An 18868-nucleotide genomic window follows, 5' to 3' on the forward strand; every position below is an offset into this window, starting at 1 on the left:
CCATGCTTCTGATCCACTGCCCTTATTGCGGCGAAACCCTGCCCGAGCTGGAATTCGTCTATGCGGGCGAGGCCCATATCGCCCGGCCCGACCCCGCCACGGCGACCGACGAGGACTGGCGCGACTTTCTGTTCATCCGCAACAACATCCGCGGCGCCCATGTCGAACGCTGGCGCCACGTCCATGGCTGCGGCCGGTTCTTCAATGCCGTGCGCGACACGGTGAGCGACCGCTTCCTGACGACCTATCGGGTCGGCGATCCCCGCCCCGATCTCGCGGCCCTGAAGGAGCGCGCAGAATGAGCCCCGCCGGTTTTCGCGTTCCGGGCCGCGGCCGTGTCGACTATGGCCAGCCGGTCACCTTCACCTTCGACGGCCGGCGCTATCAGGGGTTTGCCGGCGACACCGTCGCCTCGGCCCTGCTGGCCAATGGCGTGCATCTGATGGGCCGGTCGTTCAAATATCACCGCCCGCGCGGCGTGCTGACCGCCGGATCGGAAGAGCCGAACGCCCTGGTCGGCACCCGCCGCGGTCCCGGCCGCGCCGAGCCCAATACCCGCGCCACGGTGCAGGAACTCCGCGCCGGGCTGGAGGTCACCAGCCAGAACCGCTATCCGAACCTGAAGCTGGATCTGGGCGCGATCAACGACAGCCTGCACATGCTGCTGCCGGCCGGCTTCTACTACAAGACCTTCATGTGGCCGAAGAGCTTCTGGGACCGGTTCTACGAGCCCTTCATCCGCGCGGCGGCGGGGCTGGGCGTCTCGCCCGCCGAACCCGATCCGGACGGCTATGCCTCGCGCTATCTGCACACCGACCTGCTGGTGGTGGGCGCCGGCCCTGCCGGCCTGGCGGCGGCATTGACGGCGGCCCGGGCCGGGCTGCGGGTCACCCTGGTCGACGAGACCGCCGAGGCCGGCGGCAGCCTGCTCAGCGAGCCGCAGGCCGTGATCGACGGCCGCCCGGCCTGGGACTGGCTGGCGGCGACCCTGGTCGAGCTCTCCGGTCTGGGCGTGCGTGTCCTGACCCGCACCACCGCGATCGGCTATTACCATCAGAACATGGTCGGGCTCTGCCAGCGGCTGACCGATCACCTCGACGCCCCGGCCGCAGGCCAGCCGCGCGAACGGCTGTGGCGGGTGCGGGCGGGCCAGGTGGTGCTGGCCCAGGGGGCCATCGAAAAGCCGCTGGTCTTCAACGGCAACGACCGGCCGGGGGTGATGCTGGCCGGCGCGGCCCAGACCTATCTGAACCGCTATGGCGTGCGGGTGGGCAGCTGCGCGGTCGTCGTCACCAGCCATGACAGTGCCTGGCACGCGGCCTTCGATCTGGCCGACGCCGGCACCCGGATCGCGGCGATCGTCGATACCAGAAGCCAGGCCCCCGCGGCGCTCAAGGCGGCCGCAGAGGCGCGCGGCATCACGGTTCTGGCCAGCCACACCGTCACCGGCACCGCCGGCCGGCTGCGGATCCGGTCGGTCGAGGTCAACCCGGTCCGGAACGGCCGGATCGGGGCGGCGGTCAGGATCGACTGCGACTGCCTTCTGATGTCCGGCGGCTGGACGCCGTCGCTGCATCTGTTCTCGCACACCAAGGGCAGCCTTGTCTGGGATGCGGCCGCGCAGACCTTCCTGCCCGGCACCCGCACCGAGGCCTGCCAGATCGCCGGGGCCGCCCGCGGGTTCTGGGGCATCGCCGCGGCGCTGGATGACGGCGCCGCCATGGGGGCTGCCGCCGTTCGCGAGCTGGGCGGAGATCCCGCCGCAGCCGGCCGCCACACCGTCACCGACGACCGGCCGGGGACGGGCGAGAGCGTGACCGAGCTTCCGACCGATCGCGAGCCCGCCCGGGTGCGCGCCTTCGTCGACTATCAGAACGACGTCACCGCCAAGGATCTGCGGCTGGCGGTGCGCGAGGGCATGCGCTCGATCGAGCATGTCAAGCGCTACACCACCAACGGCATGGCGACCGATCAGGGCAAGCTGTCGAACATCAACGGCCTCAACATCGCCGCCGATGCGCTGGGCCGCAGCCAGCCGGAGGTGGGGCTGACCACCTTCCGCCCGCCCTATACCCCCACCACCTTCGGCGCGCTGGCCGGCTATCATCGCGGCGAGCATTTCGACGTCACCCGCAAGACGCCGATCGACGGCTGGGCCGTCGAGCATGGCGCCGTCTTCGAACCGGTCGGGCTGTGGCGCCGGGCGCGCTATTTCCCGAAACCGGGCGAGGACATGGATGCGGCAGTCGCCCGCGAATGCCGCGCCACCCGGGCGAGCCTCGGCATCTTCGATGCCTCCACGCTCGGCAAGATCGAGGTGGTAGGCCCCGATGCGGTCGAATTCATGAACCGCATGTACACCAACCCCTGGAGCAAACTCGCCCCGGGCCGCACGCGCTACGGCCTGCTGCTGGGCGATGACGGCTTCATCCGCGACGACGGCGTCATCGGCCGGCTGACCACCGACCGCTTCCACGTCACCACCACCACCGGCGGTGCCGCCCGCGTGCTCAACATGATGGAGGACTATCTCCAGACCGAATGGCCCGACCTCAGGGTCTGGCTGACCTCCACCACCGAGCAGTGGGCGACCATCGCCCTCAACGGCCCCAATGCCCGCAACCTGCTCAGCCCCTTCGTCGAGGGGCTCGACATCTCGGATGCCGCCTTCCCGCATATGTCGATCACCGAATGCCGCGTCGGCGGTTTTCCGGCCCGCCTCTTCCGGGTGAGCTTCACGGGCGAACTCGGCTTCGAGGTCAATGTCCCCGCCCGCCACGGCCGGGCGCTGTGGGACATGCTATGGGCGGCCGGCCAGCGCTATGACATCTGCGCCTATGGCACCGAGACCATGCATGTTCTGCGGGCCGAGAAGGGTTACATCATCGTCGGCCAGGACACCGACGGCACCGTCACCCCCTTCGATGCCGGGCTCGGCTGGGCGGTGGGAAGCAAGAAGCCGGATTTCGTCGGCAAGCGCGGCCTGCAGCGCCCGGACCTCGCGGCCCCCGGTCGCCGGCAGCTGGTCGGGCTGCTGACCCGCGACGGCCACACCCGGCTGGAAGAAGGCGCGCAGATCGTGCTCGACCCGGCCCAGCCGATCCCGATGAAGATGGCGGGTCACGTCACCTCGTCCTATCAGAGCGTCGCGCTGGGCCGGCCGATCGCGCTGGCCCTGCTGGAGGGCGGCCATGACCGGATGGGTGAAACGGTCTGGATCCCCATGCCCGATCGCGTGATCGAGGCCGAGGTGGCCGGCACCGTCTTCTACGATCCCGCCGGCGACCGGCTGAAGCTCTGACAGGGAGAGGCTGAGACCATGACCTCCGATCCGACCGTCGAACCCGGCCCGCTCGCCCGCAGCAGCGCGGTCACGGTCACCCTCCTCGCCCCGGTCGCACGGTTCTCGCTTCGGGCGCGCGCCGGTGATCTGGCGGCGCTCTCAGGCGCGCTGGGGCTCGATCTGCCGCAGAAGATCGGCGATCGCGCCGCGGCGGGGGCTGTCGAGGCCCTGTGCCTCGGCCCCGATGAATGGCACATCCTGGCGCCCGAGGCCGATGCCGGACGTCTGGCTGCGGCAGCGGCTGCCGTCTATGACGCGGCCCCGCACAGCCTGACCGACATCTCGGACCGCGAGGTCACGGTGATGGTCGAAGGGCCAGCGGCCGCGGAGCTGCTGACCATCGGCTGCCCGCGCGACATCGACCGGATCGCCCCCGGCCGTGGCTGCCGGACGGTGATGGACGGGGTGACGGTGCTGCTCTGGCGCGACGGTCCCGAGCGCTTCCGGCTGGATATCTGGCGCTCCTTCGCCCCGCATGTCATCGCCCTGCTGCGGACCGGCTGCGTCGAACTGGCCACGTGTTCGTAATACGAACATATATGCGCGAACATTCGTCCGTCATACGATCAATCGCCCATATGCGACATGTAATAGAGCACCAGCAGTCTCCAGCCCATCTTCAGGTATTTCCGCAGCTTCCGGAACATCCAGTCGGTCAGCGACAACCGACGCCGCGGCGCCCGTCTGGCGGGCGCCCGGCGGCGCGGCGAGGATTTGCGGCGGCGCGATGTTCGCTTCTTGTTCCGTAATCTGAACATGGGGGCAGGCCAGGGGCGGCATCTCGCAAAGATCGATCGAGAGCCGGCCCCGGATATCAGCTGGGGATCGGAGGGGGACATGCCGCGGCGTGACGCCGCCGCTGCGTGTGCACCATAACGGAAACACACGTCTTCATTGAAGCACTATTACGTGCCGATGTGTTGCAGCCGGCAATGAAAACGGCCCAGCCGGCGCAGTGCCGGTCGGGCCGTTGCTGGTTCGCAGCGCGGTACGGGTATCAGTCGGCTTCGGTGGCGACGACCCTGACGATCTCGGGCACCGGCCAGTTGACCAGCTCCCGGGGGATCTCGGCGATCACGTCACCCCGCAGCCTGTCGGGCAGATGGGTGCGCAGATCGCCAAGCATGCGCGGGGGTGCGACCAGCACCAGCCGGCGGATCTCTCCCGCGGCGTGAAGGGCGGCGGCCTTCTCGGCCACCGCGCGGCCGAAGGCATGTTCCAGCGCATCATGGGCGTTCGGATGCTCGATCGCACTGCGCGGGCCGATGCGGTTCTGCAAAGTGCCCGGCGCCCGGACGGCTCGATCGGACACCGTCTCTTCGCCCGGGGCCGTCATCTCCAGAAAGACGACCGGGTCGGATGTCTCCGGATCGTCGGAAGGGCGCAGGAACAGCGCCTTGCGACCGTCGGCGACCAGGATAGTGGTATGCGGGTGCAGGGTCTGGGACATCGGAACCTCCCCTCCATGCCGGCGTCGGGCGTGGTGCACGGCGCCCGATCCATTCCGGATCATTGCAGAGGATATATCCCCTGGCCCCATACGGCCTTGATCTGTCTCAAGTTATGCGTGAATCCGGCACCACCCAGGGTTCATGCCGTGTCCGCACCTCTGCATATCCGGCGATCTCATCCGCCAGCGACAGGGTGAGCCCGATCTCGTCCAGGCCGCGGACCAGCAGGTCCTTGCGGAACGGGTCGACCTCGAAGCCGAAGACCTCGGCCCTGCCCGCCCCCATAGGAAGGGTGACGGTCTGTTCGGGCAGATCGACCGAGACGGTGGCACCGGGGCTTGCGGCCAGGGCGGTCAGCAGCCGGTCGACCACCGCCTCGTCCAGCGCCACCGGCAGCATGCCGTTCTTCAGCGCATTGGCGCGGAAGATGTCGCCGAAGCCAGGCGCAATTATCACCCGGAAGCCTGCATCGACCAGGGCATAGACGGCGCCTTCGCGCGACGAGCCGCCGCCGAAATTGCGCCGGGCGACCAGGATGCCGGCGCCGGCATAATCCGGGCGGTTGAGCACGAAATCCGGATCGGGCCGGCCCTCGGCATCATGGGCCAGATCGTGCAGCAGATAGGGGTGGTACCCATCGCCGCGCGGCCGGCGCATGAAGCGGGCCGGCAGCAGCTGGTCGGTATCGACATTTGCGAGCGGCAGCGGTGCCGCGATCGCCGTCAGCCGGGTGAGCGGGCGGAGCATCGCCTGGGCCATCGGATCAGCCCTCCATCAGCCGGCGGATATCCGCCAGCCGGCCGGTCACGCCCGCCACCGCCGCCATGGCCGGACTCATCAGATGGGTGCGCGCCCCCGGCCCCTGGCGGCCGCGGAAATTGCGATTGGTGGTCGATGCCACCCGCTCGCCGGGTGCCGCCAGATCCCCGTTCATGCCCACACACATCGAACAGCCGCTCTCCACCCAGTCGGCCCCGGCCTCGACGAAGATCCGGGCCAGGCCTTCCGCCTCGGCCTGGCGCTTGACCCGGGTCGAGCCGGGGGAGACCAGCATCGGCACCGTCAGCCGCCGGCCCTTCAGCAGGGCGGCCGCCGCGCGCAGATCCTCGATCCGGCCATTGGTGCAGGATCCGATGAACACCCGGTCGACCGGCAGACCTTCCAGCTTCTGCCCCGGCACCAGCCCCATATAGTCGAGCGTCGCCGGATCGGCATCGCGCGGCACATGGCCGTCGATCGCCACCGCCTCTTCCGGCGCCGTGCCCCAGGTGACGACGGGTGCGACGGCGCTGCCGTCGATCACGATCTCGCGGTCGAACATCGCTTCGTCATCGCTGCGCAGGGCCGACCAATGCGCCACCGCCCGATCGAACAGCGCCCCCGCCGGGGCGGCAGGCCGGCCCTTCAGCCAGGCGAAAGTGGTCTCGTCGGGGGCGATCATGCCGGCGCGGGCACCGGCCTCGATCGACATGTTGCACACCGTCATCCGCGCTTCCATGCCCAGCGCCCGGATCGCCGGCCCGGCATATTCGATCACATGGCCGGTGGCACCATCGGTCCCGATCACCGAAATCAGATGCAGGATCAGATCCTTGGCCGAAACGCCGGCCCCCAGCCGCCCATCCACCCACACCCGGAAGGTCTTCGGCCGGCGCTGCCACAGCGTCTGGGTCGCCAGCACATGGGCGACTTCCGAGGCACCGATGCCGAAGGCCAGCGCCCCGAAGGCGCCATGGGTGGAGGTATGGCTGTCGCCGCAGACGATGGTCAGCCCCGGCAGGGTCAGCCCCTGTTCCGGCCCGACCACATGGACGATGCCCTGTTCCTCGTCGCCCAGATCGAACAGCCGCACCGCATTGGCCGCCGTGTTGTCGCGCAAGAGCCGGATCACCCGGCCGACATCGGGGTCCGCCGGCTCGGCATCGCGGTTGCGGGTCGGCACGTAATGATCGGCGACGCCGAAGGTCAGATCCGGCCGCGCCACCCGCCGGCCCATGTCCGCCAGCTTGCCATAGGCATGAAAGCTGCCCTCATGGGTGAAATGGCGGTCGATCCACAGCAGGCGCTGGCCGGCCGGATGGACCTGCACGACATGCGCATCCCAGATCCGGTCGAACACCGTGCGCGGCGCCCCCGAAACGGTCGCGGGCAGGGTCATCCGATGACACCTCTTTTGCGAAGATCGGCAAGGGCGGCCACATCCAGCCCCAGCAGCCGGCCCAGCGTCTCGTCGGTATCGACACCGAGGCGGGGTGCGGCGCGGGCGTAATCGACCGGCGTCGCCGACAGATTGAGCGGATTGGCCACCGTCGGCACCGATCCCAGCGCCGGATGGGCGATCTGCCGCGCCAGGCCGCGGGCCTGCACCTGCGGATCGGCAAACACCCGGTCGAGCGTGTTGATCGGGCCGCAGGGCACGGCCTTGCTTTCCAGCGCCGCAATCCAGTCGTCGGTGGTGCGGGTGGCGACCGCCCCCGCCACCAGCGGCACCAGGGCGGCACGGTTGGCGACGCGTTGGGCGTTGGTCGCGAAGCGCGGATCGGTACCCCAGTCCGGATGGCCGGCCTCGGCGGCAAAGCGGCGGAACTGTTCGTCATTGCCGATCGCCAGCACCAGATGGCCGTCCTGGGTCGCGAAGGCCTGATAGGGCACGATATTGGGATGGGCATTGCCCATCCGCCCCGGCGCCTTGCCCGAAACCAGATAATTCATCGCCTGATTGGCGAGCGTTGCGACCGAGACGTCGAGCAGGGCCAGATCGATATATTGCCCCGCCCCCGTCCGCTCGCGATGGGCCAGCGCCGCCAGCACGCCGATGGTGGCGTAAAGCCCGGTCATCACGTCGACCAGGGCCACACCCACCTTGACCGGCCCGCCACCCGGCACCTCGTCGGGCTCTCCGGTCACCGACATCAGCCCGCCCATGGCCTGGATCATGAAGTCATAGCCGGCGCGCGGCGCATAAGGTCCGGTCTGGCCGAAGCCGGTGATCGAGCAATAGATCAGCCGCGGATTGAGCGCCCTGAGGCTCTCCTGGTCGAGGCCGTATTTCTTCAGGCCGCCGACCTTGAAATTCTCGATCACCACATCGGATTCGGCGGCAAGGCGGCGGATCAGCGTCGCCCCCTCCTCGGTGCCCATATCGATCGCGACCGAGGATTTGTTGCGGTTGGTGGTCAGGAAATAGGCCGCCTCCCGCGCCGAACCATCCGCCGCCTCGGCATAGGGCGGCCCCCAGCCGCGGGTGTCGTCGCCCGCACCCGGCCGTTCGATCTTCAGCACCTCCGCGCCCAGATCGCCCAGGATCTGGCTGGCCCAGGGGCCGGCAAGGACGCGGCTGAGATCGAGCACGCGAATGTGAGAGAGGGCACCTTCGGCTCGGGGGGTCGCCATAGGGTCGGGCTCCGTGGTTCAGTGTCGGGCGGTCGGTAGCGGAAGGCGTCGCCGGCAGGCCGGATCAGCCGAAGGCGGCGATGCCGGTCTGGGCGCGGCCCAGGATCAGCGCATGGACGTCGTGCGTGCCTTCATAGGTATTCACGGCCTCCAGATTGCACATGTGACGGATCACATGATACTCGTCGGCGATGCCGTTGCCGCCATGCATGTCGCGGGCGACCCGGGCAATCTCCAGCGCCTTGCCGCAATTGTTGCGCTTCAGCAGGCTGATCGCCTCGGGTGCCGCGATGCCGCGATCCTTCAGCCGACCCAGCTGCAGCGCCGCGGTCAGGCCGAGCGCGATTTCCGTCTGCATATCGGCCAGCTTCTTCTGGATCAGCTGGGTGGCCGCCAGCGGCCGACCGAACATGATCCGGTCCATGGTGTACTGGCGGGCGGCATGCCAGCAGAATTCCGCCGCACCCATCGCCCCCCAGGCAATGCCGTAGCGGGCATTGTTCAGACACGAGAACGGGCCGGTCAGGCCGCGGACCTCGGGGAAGGCGTTCTCTTCGGGCACGAAGACCTGATCCATGGCGATCTGACCGGTGATCGAGGCGCGCAGCGAGAACTTGCCCTCGATCTTAGGCGCGGTCAGCCCGGTCATGCCCTTTTCCAGCACGAAGCCGCGGATCGAGCCGTGATCATCCTTGGCCCAGACCACGAAAACGTCGGCGATCGGCGCATTGGTGATCCAGGTCTTGGTGCCCGAAATCTCGTAACCGCCCTCCACCTTGCGGGCGCGGGTGCGCATCGACGAGGGGTCGGAGCCGGCATCGGGCTCGGTCAGGCCGAAGCAGCCGACCAGTTCGCCGGTCGCCAGGCGCGGCAGGTATTTGCGGCGCTGCTCTTCGGTGCCGAAAGCATAGATCGGGTACATCACCAGCGAGGACTGCACGCTCATCGCCGAGCGATAGCCGCTGTCGACCCGCTCCACCTCGCGCGCCACCAGGCCATAGGCCACGTAAGACAGGCCCGCGCAGCCATACTCTTCAGGCAGGGTGCAGCCCAGCAGGCCCAGCGCGCCCATCTCGGTCATGATCTCGCGATGGAAGATCTCGTGACGATTGGCTTCCAGCACCCGGGTCTGGAGCTTTTCCTGCGCATAGTCATGCGCGGTGTCGCGGATCATCCGCTCCTCTTCCGACAGCTCGCCGGCAAGGTTCAGCGGATCTTCCCACTGGAAGGCGGGGCGGGTTTCACGGGCCATGGGGTCTTGTCCTCGGGTCGGGGAAGGCAGGTCGGGAAAGGCTTGGCTCAGATTGCGGCGCGGATGCGGGTTTCAGCCCCGGCGCAGTCCATCACCGGCCCCACGGAGGAAAGCACGGTGACGGTGGCGTCGTGCAGATCCGGCTTCATCGCCGCACAGCCGTCGGAGAGTAGCAGCGTGGGCAGGCCGCGGACATGGGCGTCACGCACCGTGCTCGCCACGCCGCCATTGGTGACGATGCCACAGGCGATCAGCCGGTCGATGCCGGCGCGCGCCAGCACGAAGTCCAGCCGCGTCTGATAGAAGGCGCTGTAGGCGACCTTCTCGACAGTGAAATCGGCCGGCTGCAACTCGTCGACCAGGGCATGGCCCCAGCCGCCGGGCATGAAATCGCCCTTGCGCAGGAAGGGGCGGATCTGGCGCAGATGATCGGCGATCATCGGCTCGCCGCCCCGGCCGGGCACCAGGGTGAACTGGGTGGAGATGACGAAGCCGCCGGCCGCGCGCAGGGCATCGGCCACCGGCTTCACTCGCGCCGGCAGGGCGGCGATTTCAGGCGCGCCGGCCCCGCCACGAGCATAGGCGCCGTCCGGGTGCAGGAAATCGTTCTGCAGGTCGACGATCAGCAGGGCGGTGCGGGCGGGCTGGAAGTCGGCGAAGAAATCGGCCATGGGTCAGGCTCCCTCGCGGTCGCTCTTGCGGGCGATGACCAGGTTGCCGAACCGGTCGACCGTGGCATAAAGGTCGGGTTCGACGAAGATCGTGGTGTCGGGCTGCTCCAGGATCGCCGGCCCCTCGACCACGCTGTCGACCGGCAGATCCAGCCGGGCATAGATCCCGGCATCATGCCAGGCGCCGTCGACATAGACCGGACGGGTGCCCGTGCGGGCCTGATCGATCCCGCCGGTGGTGTGGGGGCCAGCACGCCCAGATCGAATTTGGGCCGGGTGCCGATCACGGCGGTGCGCAGGTTCAGCACCCGCATGGTGCCACCTTCCAGCAGCCGGCCATAGACGCCGCGATAGGCGTCCTCGAAGGCGGCGGCGATGTCGGCGATGCCGAACGGCGCCGGATTGCCCGCCGCATCGACCGCGATCTCGAATGGCACCGGCACGGTGTGGGTCTGGCCCATATAGGCCATGTCGAATTCGAAACGCACGGTCTTGGCGTCCAGCGTCACGCCCGCCGCCGCCAGCAGCTTCAGCCCGCCCGCCGCATGCTCGCGCATCGCCGCCGCCAGCACGGCCGGGTCGACCGCATCCAGCACCGCATTGATGGTCTGGACATAGTCGTGGCGCATGTCGGCGATCACGCAGCCCAGCGCCGAGGTGACCCCCGGATAGCGCGGCACCAGGGCCCGGCCCAGCCCGACATCCTTCATCAGCGCGCCGACATGCAGCGAACCGCCGCCGCCGAAAGGCATCAGCGCGAAGCGCTTCGGGTCGTAGCCGCGTTCGATCGACACCAGGCGGATGGCGCCGGCCATGCGCGAATTCGCAACCCGGATGATGGCCTCGGCCGCCGCCATCGGCTCCAGCCCCAGCGGCTTCGCCACCTGCGCCTCGATCGCCGCCAGCGCCGCCTCGCGGTCCAGCCGGGCAAGCTTGCCGCCGATCGGCCGGTCGGCATTGATCCGGCCCAGCACGACATTGGCATCGGTCACCGTCGGCCGGTCGCCGCCATTGCCATAGCAGACCGGGCCCGGGGTCGACCCGGCGCTTTCGGGGCCGATATTCAGCATGCCGCCCTTGTCGACCCAGGCGATCGAGCCGCCGCCGGCGCCGATGGTGGTGATCTCGATCATCGGCGTGCGCACGACCATGCCGTAATCGATCGAGGTCTGTGGCGACAGCACGGTGCGGCCGTCGGCGATCAGCGAGACGTCGAAGCTGGTACCGCCGATATCGCCGGTGATGACGTTGGGGAAGCCGGCCTGGTCGGCGATATAGCCGGCCGCGATCACGCCGGCCGCCGGCCCCGACAGTGCGGTCCGCACCGGCAGCCGGCGGGCGGTGTCCACCGACATCACCCCGCCATTCGACTGCACGATCAGGAATTCGCCGCCGAAACCGTCGGCGATCAGCGCATCTTCCAGCCGCTTCAGATAGCCGCCGACCTCGGGTTGGAGATAGGCGTTGAGCGCGGTGGTCGAAAACCGCTCGAATTCGCGGATCTCGGGCAGGATCTCGGTCGAACAGGTGACATGGTCGTTGGGCCAGAGCGCGCGCACCGCCGCGACCGCCGCGCGCTCATTGGCTGGGTTGGCATAGGCGTTGACGAACAGGATGGCGATGGCGGCACAGCCCGCCTCGATCAGCGCGCGGGCCTCGGCCTCCACCGCGGTCAGGTCCACCGTCTCGCGCAGCGTGCCGTCGGCCAGCACGCGCTCGGGCACCTCGCGGCGCAGATCGCGCGGCACCACCGGCTCGAACGCGCCCCACAGCCCCCAGGTCTTGGGCCGGTCGCGGCGGCGCATTTCCAGCACGTCGCGGAAGCCGCGGGTGGTGATCACGCCGATCCGCGCCCCCTTGCGCTCCAGCAGCGCATTGGTGCCGGCGGTGGTGCCGTGGACGACGGTGGCGATCCGCGCCTTGTCGGGCACCCGGGTCGAAATGCCGTCCAGGAAGCCCGCCGACTGGTCGGGACGCGAGGTCGGCACCTTCGAGACCTGGGCGGTGCCCTTGGCCTCGTTCAGGAAGAAGACGTCGGTGAAGGTGCCGCCGACGTCCACGCCGATGACGAAATCCTTGCTCATGGGTCGCAATATCCGTGTCTGGCGTGGGTTATTCGGGCGTGTAGCCGTAATCGCGGGCGGCGGCCTCGGGCGTGAGGTAGCCCAGCCGGATGTCGCGGGCGATGGCCTGGGGGTCGCGCTTCGCCGGGTCGCCATAACCGCCACCGCCCGGGGTTTCCAGCCGCACCCGCTGGCCGCGGACCAGCTTCACGCCGATGGTCTTGGAGACCTTCTCCGGCTCGTGCCAGCCGTCATCCTGCTGGTAGTGGAAGCGGTTGAGCGCCGCCTCGCCGCCGCCGACCACGCCCTTGGGCGCGAACTTGCCGCGCTCGCCGAACAGGAAGACCTGGGCGTCCTGTTCCAGCAGCTCGATCTCGTAGACGGCACCCACGCCGCCGCGCGCCTGGCCGGGGCCGGCACTGTCGGGGCGCAGCGCCCATTCGGTGAACATCACGGGATAGGCCGCCTCCAGGATCTCGACCGGCGGGATGGTGGCAGTCGAAATCGGCGCATTGCCGTGGTTCAGCCCGTCTCCCGCCGGGCTGCCGCCCAGCCCGCCGCCATAGAAGGAGAACATCACCCAGCGCCGGCCGTCGGCCCGGTGGCCGGCCAGCGACAGGGCATTGATCGTGCCATAGGCATTGCCGTTCACCCGGTCCGGCGCCGCGTTTGCAAAGGCTGCGAAGATCACGTCGATCATCCGCAAGATCGTCTCGGTATAGCCGCCGACCGGCTTGGGGAATTCGGCCGAGAGCAGGGACCTGTCCGGGATCACGAAGTCGATCGGCCGCATCACGCCGGCATTGGCCGGCAGGTCCGGGAAGATGTGCTTGATCGCCACATAGCAGCAGGCGATGGAGGTAGAGCGGCTGATGTTGATCGGCCCCTGCGCCGGCCCGGCCGAGCCGGTGAAGTCCAGTGTCAGCCGGTCGCCCCTGATGGTCAGCGTCAGCCGGATCGGCAGTGGCTCGTCCGAGATGCCGTCATTGTCGAGGAAGTCCTCGGCTTGCCAGCTGCCGTCGGGCAGGCCCGAAATGGCGGCGCGCATCAGCGTCTCGGCCCGGTCGCCCAGCGCATCCAGCGCCGCCTTGACCAGATCGGGCCCGTATTCGTCGAGCAGCGCATCCAGCCGCTTCACGCCCAGATCCAGCGCGTTCAGCTGGCCGTTCAGGTCGCCGAAGGCCGAATTCGGCTGGCGGGAATTCATCAGCAGGATGTCGACGATGTCGCGGTTGAGCTTCCCCGCGCGCATCACCTTGACCGGCGGGATGACCATCGCTTCCTGAAAGGCTTCGGTCGCGACCGGGTTGTAATTGCCCGGCACATTGCCGCCGACATCGTGCCAGTGGCCGACCGAGGCCAGATAGCAGAACACCCGGCCATCGCGGAAATAGGGCCGGACCAGCCGCATATCCGAGAAATGGGTGCCGCCGGCATAGGCCTCGTTGAAGATGTAGACGTCGCCGTCTTCCAGGTCACCGTCGCGGGCGGCCTTGTCGATCACCGATTTGACCGCGAAGGCCATCACGCCCACGAAGATCGGCAGTCCCGACTTGCCCTGAACCAGCGTCGCGCCGCTCAAAGGGTCGTAAAGGCCGTGGGAGGCATCATGCGCCTCGGCGATGATCGGGTTGAAGGCGCTGCGGAACAGGGTCGCGTCCATTTCGTCGGCGATCTGTTCCATGCGGCCGGCGAGCACCGCCAGCGTCACGGGATCGATGGCACTCACGTCACGTGGTCTCCCAGAGGCATGCATCCGGCCGGCGGTATCGATGGCCGCCGACGCGTTCTGATCTCTTATCCGTTCTGATCCGTCATTCGCCGACCGACAGGCGCGCGGGCTTCCAGCCGCCGTCCTCGTCGTCGCTGCGGGTCAGGTCCATGCGGTATTCGAACCGGCCGGGCACGTAGAGCGAGACCAGATGGTCGAAAGGCCGCATGGCCTGGTCGTACATGGTTCGGGTCAGCCGGAGCAGCGCCGCCCCGGGCTCGACCTCAAGAAGCACCGCCAGCCGGTCATCGGCCAACTGCGCCGACAGCTTCTGACGCGCGGCCGCAACCGCGAAGCCCGCCTCCTCGAACAGGCCCAGGCGCGGACGATGCGCCAGGCTCCGCTCGGTGAAGGCGGCGGCCGCGGCCGGCAGGGTATGGGTTGCAAGCAGCGCGAAGGGCCGCCCGTCGGCCGACCGCACCCGCTCGGCCGCGACCAGTTCGGTGCCCGGATCGATTTTCAGTTCCTCGGCGATCGCCGCCGGCGCCGCAACGCGCGCCAGCGACACCAGCCGCACGCCCGACCGCGCGCCGATGTTCTGAATGGTCGCAATCAGCCCGTCCAGCGGCGCCCGGATCGGCGCCGGCCGGTAGTGATGCGTCACCATGGTGCCGCGGCCGCGCTGGCGCGACACCAGCCCTTCCGCCGCCAGATCGTCCAGCGCCCGCTTGGCGGTGATCCGCGACACGCCGTAATCCCGCGCGATATCCAGCTCCGCCGGCAGCACATCGCCGTCGCGCAGCTCCCCACCCAGAATCTTCTCGCGAAAGATGACATAGAGCCGGTGATAGAGCGGCGTCGGCCCCTCGCGCCCCAGCGCCGCCCGCCCGCCTTCCCCGACCGCTCCGCCTTCATCCATGTCGTGGATCTCATCATCCGTGTCGCTCATGGAGGGGAGCTTAGCGCGGGTGATGGCATAATGCTATATGAATATATCATTAGGACATGTCGCTAACGCTTTTGCACTGAAGACCCACGGCTGATCTTCAGCAAGTGTCAATTTCTCATGTTTGCCGTGGCCACCTGGAGACATTCCCTGTCTTTACTGACTAAAATGCACTTGAGGTCGCTGAGATAGAAAGGCACCTATTCGGCCATTAGCCAATCATACATGCAGCATGTTGCCCATTCGAAATATATATTCCACAATTAAAGTATCCTAAATTTTATTGCACATGTAAATTTTATCTATTTATATTGTTGTTTGTTTACGAAGTACTATAATATATTTCACTCATGCGCACCAAATTACATGGTCATTTATATTATCGAATTTTTCCCAGAATTAAATTTCTGACATTAATATTCCACGTACATGAAATCCTGCATATTTATCAACCTTCACCGGATGAAAATCCCAGAAGTCGCGGAGCACCTCCGGATGCGGATGCCGGTATTTTCGATTGTGCGGATCAGACGAGAAAATACTCACCACCGGAGACAGGTCTGCCGCTAAACCAGAATACCAACTACTCTTAGCCCCGTGATGCATGACCTGAAGAAAACCAGCACGCGCAAGTCGGCCTTCAGGCTGATAGTAATTCTTGAACTTCTGGAATCTCTTTTTTGTATTAAGTATCCCATCACCCGTATAAATTTGCGCGAACCTAGTACGCACATCCGGAGGACACGGCATTCTCTCATTAAAACAAAAAAATCTATAGTCACCAATTGGACCGGAGTATATGAAGAGTGATATGATGTTTCTGTTTCTGGAAGATTTTCCAAAATTTTTATCGTATAATTTTTTCAGTTTATCAAGTTGGTGTTTGCATGTATTTGGTTTGTTTAAAATACTCCGAACCAAATTCATCGCATTAGTTTTGAATTGATCATTAAGCTTCGGTAACATCGAGGCATCGTTATAAGGGAGGAACTCCCAATCAGAGGCGGCTGATATGACACCACCTCGTTTTAGATAATGCACATTTGCATTTACGAGCTTAGTGAATAACTCATCCTGTGCCTGATCAGGAGGAGAGGCCACTTCGAACTTTATCGAAACCTCCTCAGATTCCTCTCCATCTCGCACGCCTCCATCTGGCACGGGCCCGATACGCGGAGATGGCGCTTCGTCATCTGACTCGGAGGGCAGCACAAAGACGATCTCGCCTATATCGCTGCCGTCCAAGCCCCTGAGGTAACTAACAGGGTCTATATAGAAACCAAACTCAGCATCCCCGGATGAGACCCCTTGCTGAATTGCCAAAATAAGACGCTGCAGAGGTGTGAGATATGGCAACAATATCATCCTAATCTGAGATTCCTGCACAAGATGCGAAAATCCGCTGATATGATCATTGTCAAAATGTGAGAGTATAACGAGATCAAATCTTGAAAATCTAAGACATTCTCTTTGTCTATTGCAATCTTTTATAGAATCATACAATAAATCTAAACTAGACGACGTTCCACAATCGTAAACCCAATTAAAAAAAGGACGGCCGTTTTTTACTATAGCGCCAGAAGAAAATAGACCTTGGCCCACAGGCCACCAGTCCAGAAAAAGACATGGGCTGCTATATTGTGACGAAGTCGGAACGCTATATCTCAACGCAAATGATGTCGCAGCCGGACCATTCTCCAGTTCGCGAATGAGCATAAAATCTCGCACCATCGCTTCCTGTGCCGGGAAAATCGCGTTGAAGCAGAGGCCTTTTCGTATCTGTCCAATCAGCCGTTGACTCAGATCGCGATCCGGGCGCGAAAAATAAGCCAGGATCTTCTGATCCGTTAATCGCGGCGTGATGTTAAGCATCCCCTTTATAAGGCTGATTTCATAATTTGATAGGAATTTCATGGATTTCATTCCCCCTCCTGGGTCCCCGTGGACGACTTTCATTCTTCAAGACATCGTGACAACCTAAAAAGGACACCTCGGCGGCGCATGCATTTCAATGCGTGTTCTCAAATACAAAATCTCTCTTCATCCTCCGAATCATAAATCCATATTATTATTTAAATAGGACTGAGATTATTGTATCGTACGCAAATTTACATAAATTTTTTAACCCAGCGAACTGAAGCGACTACGTAGGTGAATCTCCCAGGACAATCCATACATGCAGCACTGTCGCTGAAAACGGCTCCTAGCATAGGATATCACTCGGTAACAATGCACGCGTCTTCACTCAAGCGCAATCAGATTGGGTCCCGTCGCTTCCTGTTTTCTGTGAGTTTGTATAGTCGCATGGATCCGCCGACTTTTTCAGCGTTCGCTACGCTCTTTTTCAACTCCTCGACACCAATCGCAAGAGAAACAAGGAGCAACGCGGATCGGGCCATCCGCATGACGCGAATTGCCTTGGCTTCCAATTCGTCACTCCCAATTGATATACCGAAGCCATTACTGTCAGCGGAATCGAGCATGAAGGGCTTGGCCCAGCCTTCACTGACTCGCAGATACGTGTGTTCCAGAGCGTTGCGGATTACATGTAGTTCGCGTGCATCTGCAGCCGTTGTCTGCTTCAACTGTTCGTCGAAAAGTTCTTTCGAGAGCCAATACAAGCCGCGAAGCGGTAGATTGTCGAGTTCAGCGAACCGCGGAAGCAGGCGGGATTTCCCCTCCGCCATCCAGACATTTTTAAAGCTGATTCGCTCGGGTACTTTCTTCAAACTCCAATACCGATTCACGAGAAATGCGACCTTATCAAGGAGAGAATATGCAACACGAAAAGCCGTCCGTACGCGCTCGCTGGCTAACGAGTAAAGGGGATAGTCAAGTGTATCGATGAGGGTAACGGCGTGGTCAGAATAATGTACACGGGTGCTGCTCATCCCTTCAAAGAGCATGAAACGTGCGGAGACGTACTCCTGCTTCATCTGACTGAATAGACCGACAATTGGTGGCGGAAGGTGGCCATCGGGACGGTCATCGAACCGTTCCATGAGCGGTGGAAGCATCAGGTCATCAACCGCTGCTGCCGGACGGGCTCCGAGATCGTTTAGCGGACATAGAAACAGGCGGTGCCTGAGACACCAGCGACGATAGGCGCGCTCAGCGGTGGACTTACCTTCACCACCGGCATCGAGATCCTGGAGAGCCCTGACTGCTTCGACGTTGACCGCGCCCGCAACATCCTTCGCCTGCATGTCGAAGAAGGCCCTTGCCGCTTGCGGATCACCAGAATCGTAGAATGCGCCCTCCGCCAGAGCAGATTGAAAGCTGTCGTAAGCGTGCACAGCCAGGATCTCTCGTTCCCGGTCATTAAACATCAGCCCCGCATAGGCTCTGATGCCGCAGCCTCGGTTGCCAAGCGCGTTCGCAAAGAGGGGAATAATTTCAAGAGCCGAGTCCCACACAGCGATCGCGTCGGTTGTCCTGCCCATCAAGTTCAAAAGGTTCGCGTGGTTGGTGAGAATCTGGCATCGGCGGACTTTACCAAGCGCCGGGAATCCTGGGTGACTGGAGGCACGCGAGAGCGCGAGCATTTCTTCCTGCACTTCTGGAGATTCCCATGCCCAGGAGCGTCGGGTGTTTGAGATATGCGACATTGCCGCCCAGGCATTGGCTCTGAAATACTCGACGAGGGCTCCGTCGGCGGGGACAAGGTCGCGCTTTGAAAGTTCGTCAAGCAGGAAGAGCCCACGCTTAACAGCACGCATAGAAGAAGCGTCGGCTCCGTCATCTATAATATCACCGATGTGATCGAGTGCTCCCCGATCACTCATCTTTGTGATGCTTATTTGACATCGCTTGTTTAATTCCTCGAAATCAATTGATTGAATCATACTTGAAATACCTGATGGGTGCGGATTGGGGTGAAAAGGAACACGTGATGCAGAGCTTCGCCTGCTTGGCCCTGCCTAAGCTTTAGAACTAACTACGCGCACAACGCGATGAAGACCGCAAGAATCCACCGCCCGGAGGAGATCGTGCATCCTCAATCTCAACACCCCCGAGGCCCCAAAGCGGCAAGGCGCT

13 protein-coding genes and 1 pseudogene are annotated in these 18868 nt (G+C 64.4%); 3 read left to right on the forward strand and 11 right to left on the reverse strand.

Annotation, left to right across the window (positions count from 1 at the left end; translation table 11 throughout):
• Positions 1–2 precede the first annotated feature (2 nt).
• Genes TMO_RS23455 through TMO_RS23465 form a run of 3 tightly spaced genes read left to right on the forward strand, consistent with a single transcriptional unit; the run spans position 3 to position 3871 of the window.
• Entirely contained in the window at positions 3–302 is a 300-nt protein-coding gene (locus TMO_RS23455) for a sarcosine oxidase subunit delta (protein WP_014753301.1), read from the forward strand.
• Positions 299–3301, forward strand: a complete 3003-nt coding sequence (locus TMO_RS23460; RefSeq protein WP_014753302.1) for a sarcosine oxidase subunit alpha — start codon at positions 299–301, stop codon at positions 3299–3301. Before TMO_RS23455 ends, TMO_RS23460 begins: the two co-directional genes overlap by 4 nt.
• Positions 3302–3319: 18 nt before the next feature.
• Entirely contained in the window at positions 3320–3871 is a 552-nt protein-coding gene (locus TMO_RS23465) for a sarcosine oxidase subunit gamma (RefSeq protein WP_014753303.1), read from the forward strand.
• A 469-nt stretch (positions 3872–4340) separates the two neighbouring features.
• Here the strand turns inward: TMO_RS23465 and TMO_RS23470 are convergent, their stop codons facing one another.
• The 11 genes and pseudogenes from TMO_RS23470 to TMO_RS23515 all read right to left on the reverse strand — a co-directional run bounded on the left by TMO_RS23470 (position 4341) and on the right by TMO_RS23515 (position 18675).
• Complete coding sequence (locus tag TMO_RS23470; protein ID WP_014753305.1) at positions 4341–4793, reverse strand: host attachment protein; 453 nt, start codon at positions 4791–4793, stop codon at positions 4341–4343.
• Positions 4794–4899: 106 nt separating this feature from the next.
• Positions 4900–5553, reverse strand: a complete 654-nt coding sequence (leuD, locus tag TMO_RS23475) for a 3-isopropylmalate dehydratase small subunit (protein ID WP_014753306.1) — start codon at positions 5551–5553, stop codon at positions 4900–4902.
• Between the two features lie 4 nt (positions 5554–5557).
• A complete protein-coding gene (gene leuC, locus TMO_RS23480) occupies positions 5558–6952 on the reverse strand; it encodes a 3-isopropylmalate dehydratase large subunit (RefSeq protein WP_014753307.1) in 1395 nt (464 codons plus the stop codon).
• Positions 6949–8187 (reverse strand): CaiB/BaiF CoA transferase family protein, encoded by a 1239-nt coding sequence (locus tag TMO_RS23485; RefSeq protein WP_014753308.1) that lies wholly within the window; start codon positions 8185–8187, stop codon positions 6949–6951. Before TMO_RS23485 ends, leuC begins: the two co-directional genes overlap by 4 nt.
• A 64-nt stretch (positions 8188–8251) precedes the next feature.
• Positions 8252–9439 carry an acyl-CoA dehydrogenase gene (locus TMO_RS23490; RefSeq protein ID WP_014753309.1) on the reverse strand — a complete coding sequence of 396 codons (1188 nt, stop codon included), beginning with the start codon at positions 9437–9439 and terminating at the stop codon, positions 8252–8254.
• Positions 9440–9486: 47 nt separating this feature from the next.
• Positions 9487–10110, reverse strand: coding sequence for a cysteine hydrolase family protein (locus TMO_RS23495; RefSeq protein WP_014753310.1), 624 nt, complete (start codon positions 10108–10110; stop codon positions 9487–9489).
• 3 nt (positions 10111–10113) lie between these two features.
• Positions 10114–12194 (reverse strand): annotated as a pseudogene (locus TMO_RS23500) (hydantoinase/oxoprolinase family protein).
• A gap of 28 nt (positions 12195–12222) precedes the next feature.
• Positions 12223–13929 carry a hydantoinase B/oxoprolinase family protein gene (locus TMO_RS23505; protein ID WP_051045598.1) on the reverse strand — a complete coding sequence of 569 codons (1707 nt, stop codon included), beginning with the start codon at positions 13927–13929 and terminating at the stop codon, positions 12223–12225.
• Between the two features lie 58 nt (positions 13930–13987).
• Positions 13988–14833: a GntR family transcriptional regulator gene (locus TMO_RS23510; protein ID WP_014753313.1), complete on the reverse strand. Its 846-nt coding sequence runs from the start codon at positions 14831–14833 to the stop codon at positions 13988–13990.
• 396 nt (positions 14834–15229) lie between these two features.
• Complete coding sequence (locus TMO_RS30815; protein WP_145978391.1) at positions 15230–16753, reverse strand: hypothetical protein; 1524 nt, start codon at positions 16751–16753, stop codon at positions 15230–15232.
• Between the two features lie 332 nt (positions 16754–17085).
• On the reverse strand, positions 17086–18675 hold the full coding sequence (locus tag TMO_RS23515; RefSeq protein ID WP_014753315.1) for an LA2681 family HEPN domain-containing protein: 1590 nt from the start codon (positions 18673–18675) through the stop codon (positions 17086–17088).
• Positions 18676–18868 lie beyond the last annotated feature (193 nt).

The sequence above is a fragment of the Tistrella mobilis KA081020-065 genome (assembly GCF_000264455.2).
GTDB lineage: Bacteria > Pseudomonadota > Alphaproteobacteria > Tistrellales > Tistrellaceae > Tistrella > Tistrella mobilis.

Bases quoted from the DNA above. Each gene is read 5' to 3' on its own strand.
- TMO_RS23495 (WP_014753310.1), bottom strand. From the start codon at position 10,110: ATGGCCGATTTCTTCGCCGACTTCCAGCCCGCCCGCACCGCCCTGCTG.
- TMO_RS23465 (WP_014753303.1), top strand. From the start codon at position 3,320: ATGACCTCCGATCCGACCGTCGAACCCGGCCCGCTCGCCCGCAGCAGC.
- leuD (WP_014753306.1), bottom strand. From the start codon at position 5,553: ATGGCCCAGGCGATGCTCCGCCCGCTCACCCGGCTGACGGCGATCGCG.
- TMO_RS23505 (WP_051045598.1), bottom strand. From the start codon at position 13,929: ATGCATGCCTCTGGGAGACCACGTGACGTGAGTGCCATCGATCCCGTG.
- TMO_RS23490 (WP_014753309.1), bottom strand. From the start codon at position 9,439: ATGGCCCGTGAAACCCGCCCCGCCTTCCAGTGGGAAGATCCGCTGAAC.
- TMO_RS23460 (WP_014753302.1), top strand. From the start codon at position 299: ATGAGCCCCGCCGGTTTTCGCGTTCCGGGCCGCGGCCGTGTCGACTAT.
- TMO_RS23455 (WP_014753301.1), top strand. From the start codon at position 3: ATGCTTCTGATCCACTGCCCTTATTGCGGCGAAACCCTGCCCGAGCTG.
- TMO_RS23515 (WP_014753315.1), bottom strand. From the start codon at position 18,675: ATGATTCAATCAATTGATTTCGAGGAATTAAACAAGCGATGTCAAATA.
- TMO_RS30815 (WP_145978391.1), bottom strand. From the start codon at position 16,753: ATGAAATCCATGAAATTCCTATCAAATTATGAAATCAGCCTTATAAAG.
- TMO_RS23510 (WP_014753313.1), bottom strand. From the start codon at position 14,833: ATGAGCGACACGGATGATGAGATCCACGACATGGATGAAGGCGGAGCG.
- TMO_RS23470 (WP_014753305.1), bottom strand. From the start codon at position 4,793: ATGTCCCAGACCCTGCACCCGCATACCACTATCCTGGTCGCCGACGGT.
- leuC (WP_014753307.1), bottom strand. From the start codon at position 6,952: ATGACCCTGCCCGCGACCGTTTCGGGGGCGCCGCGCACGGTGTTCGAC.
- TMO_RS23485 (WP_014753308.1), bottom strand. From the start codon at position 8,187: ATGGCGACCCCCCGAGCCGAAGGTGCCCTCTCTCACATTCGCGTGCTC.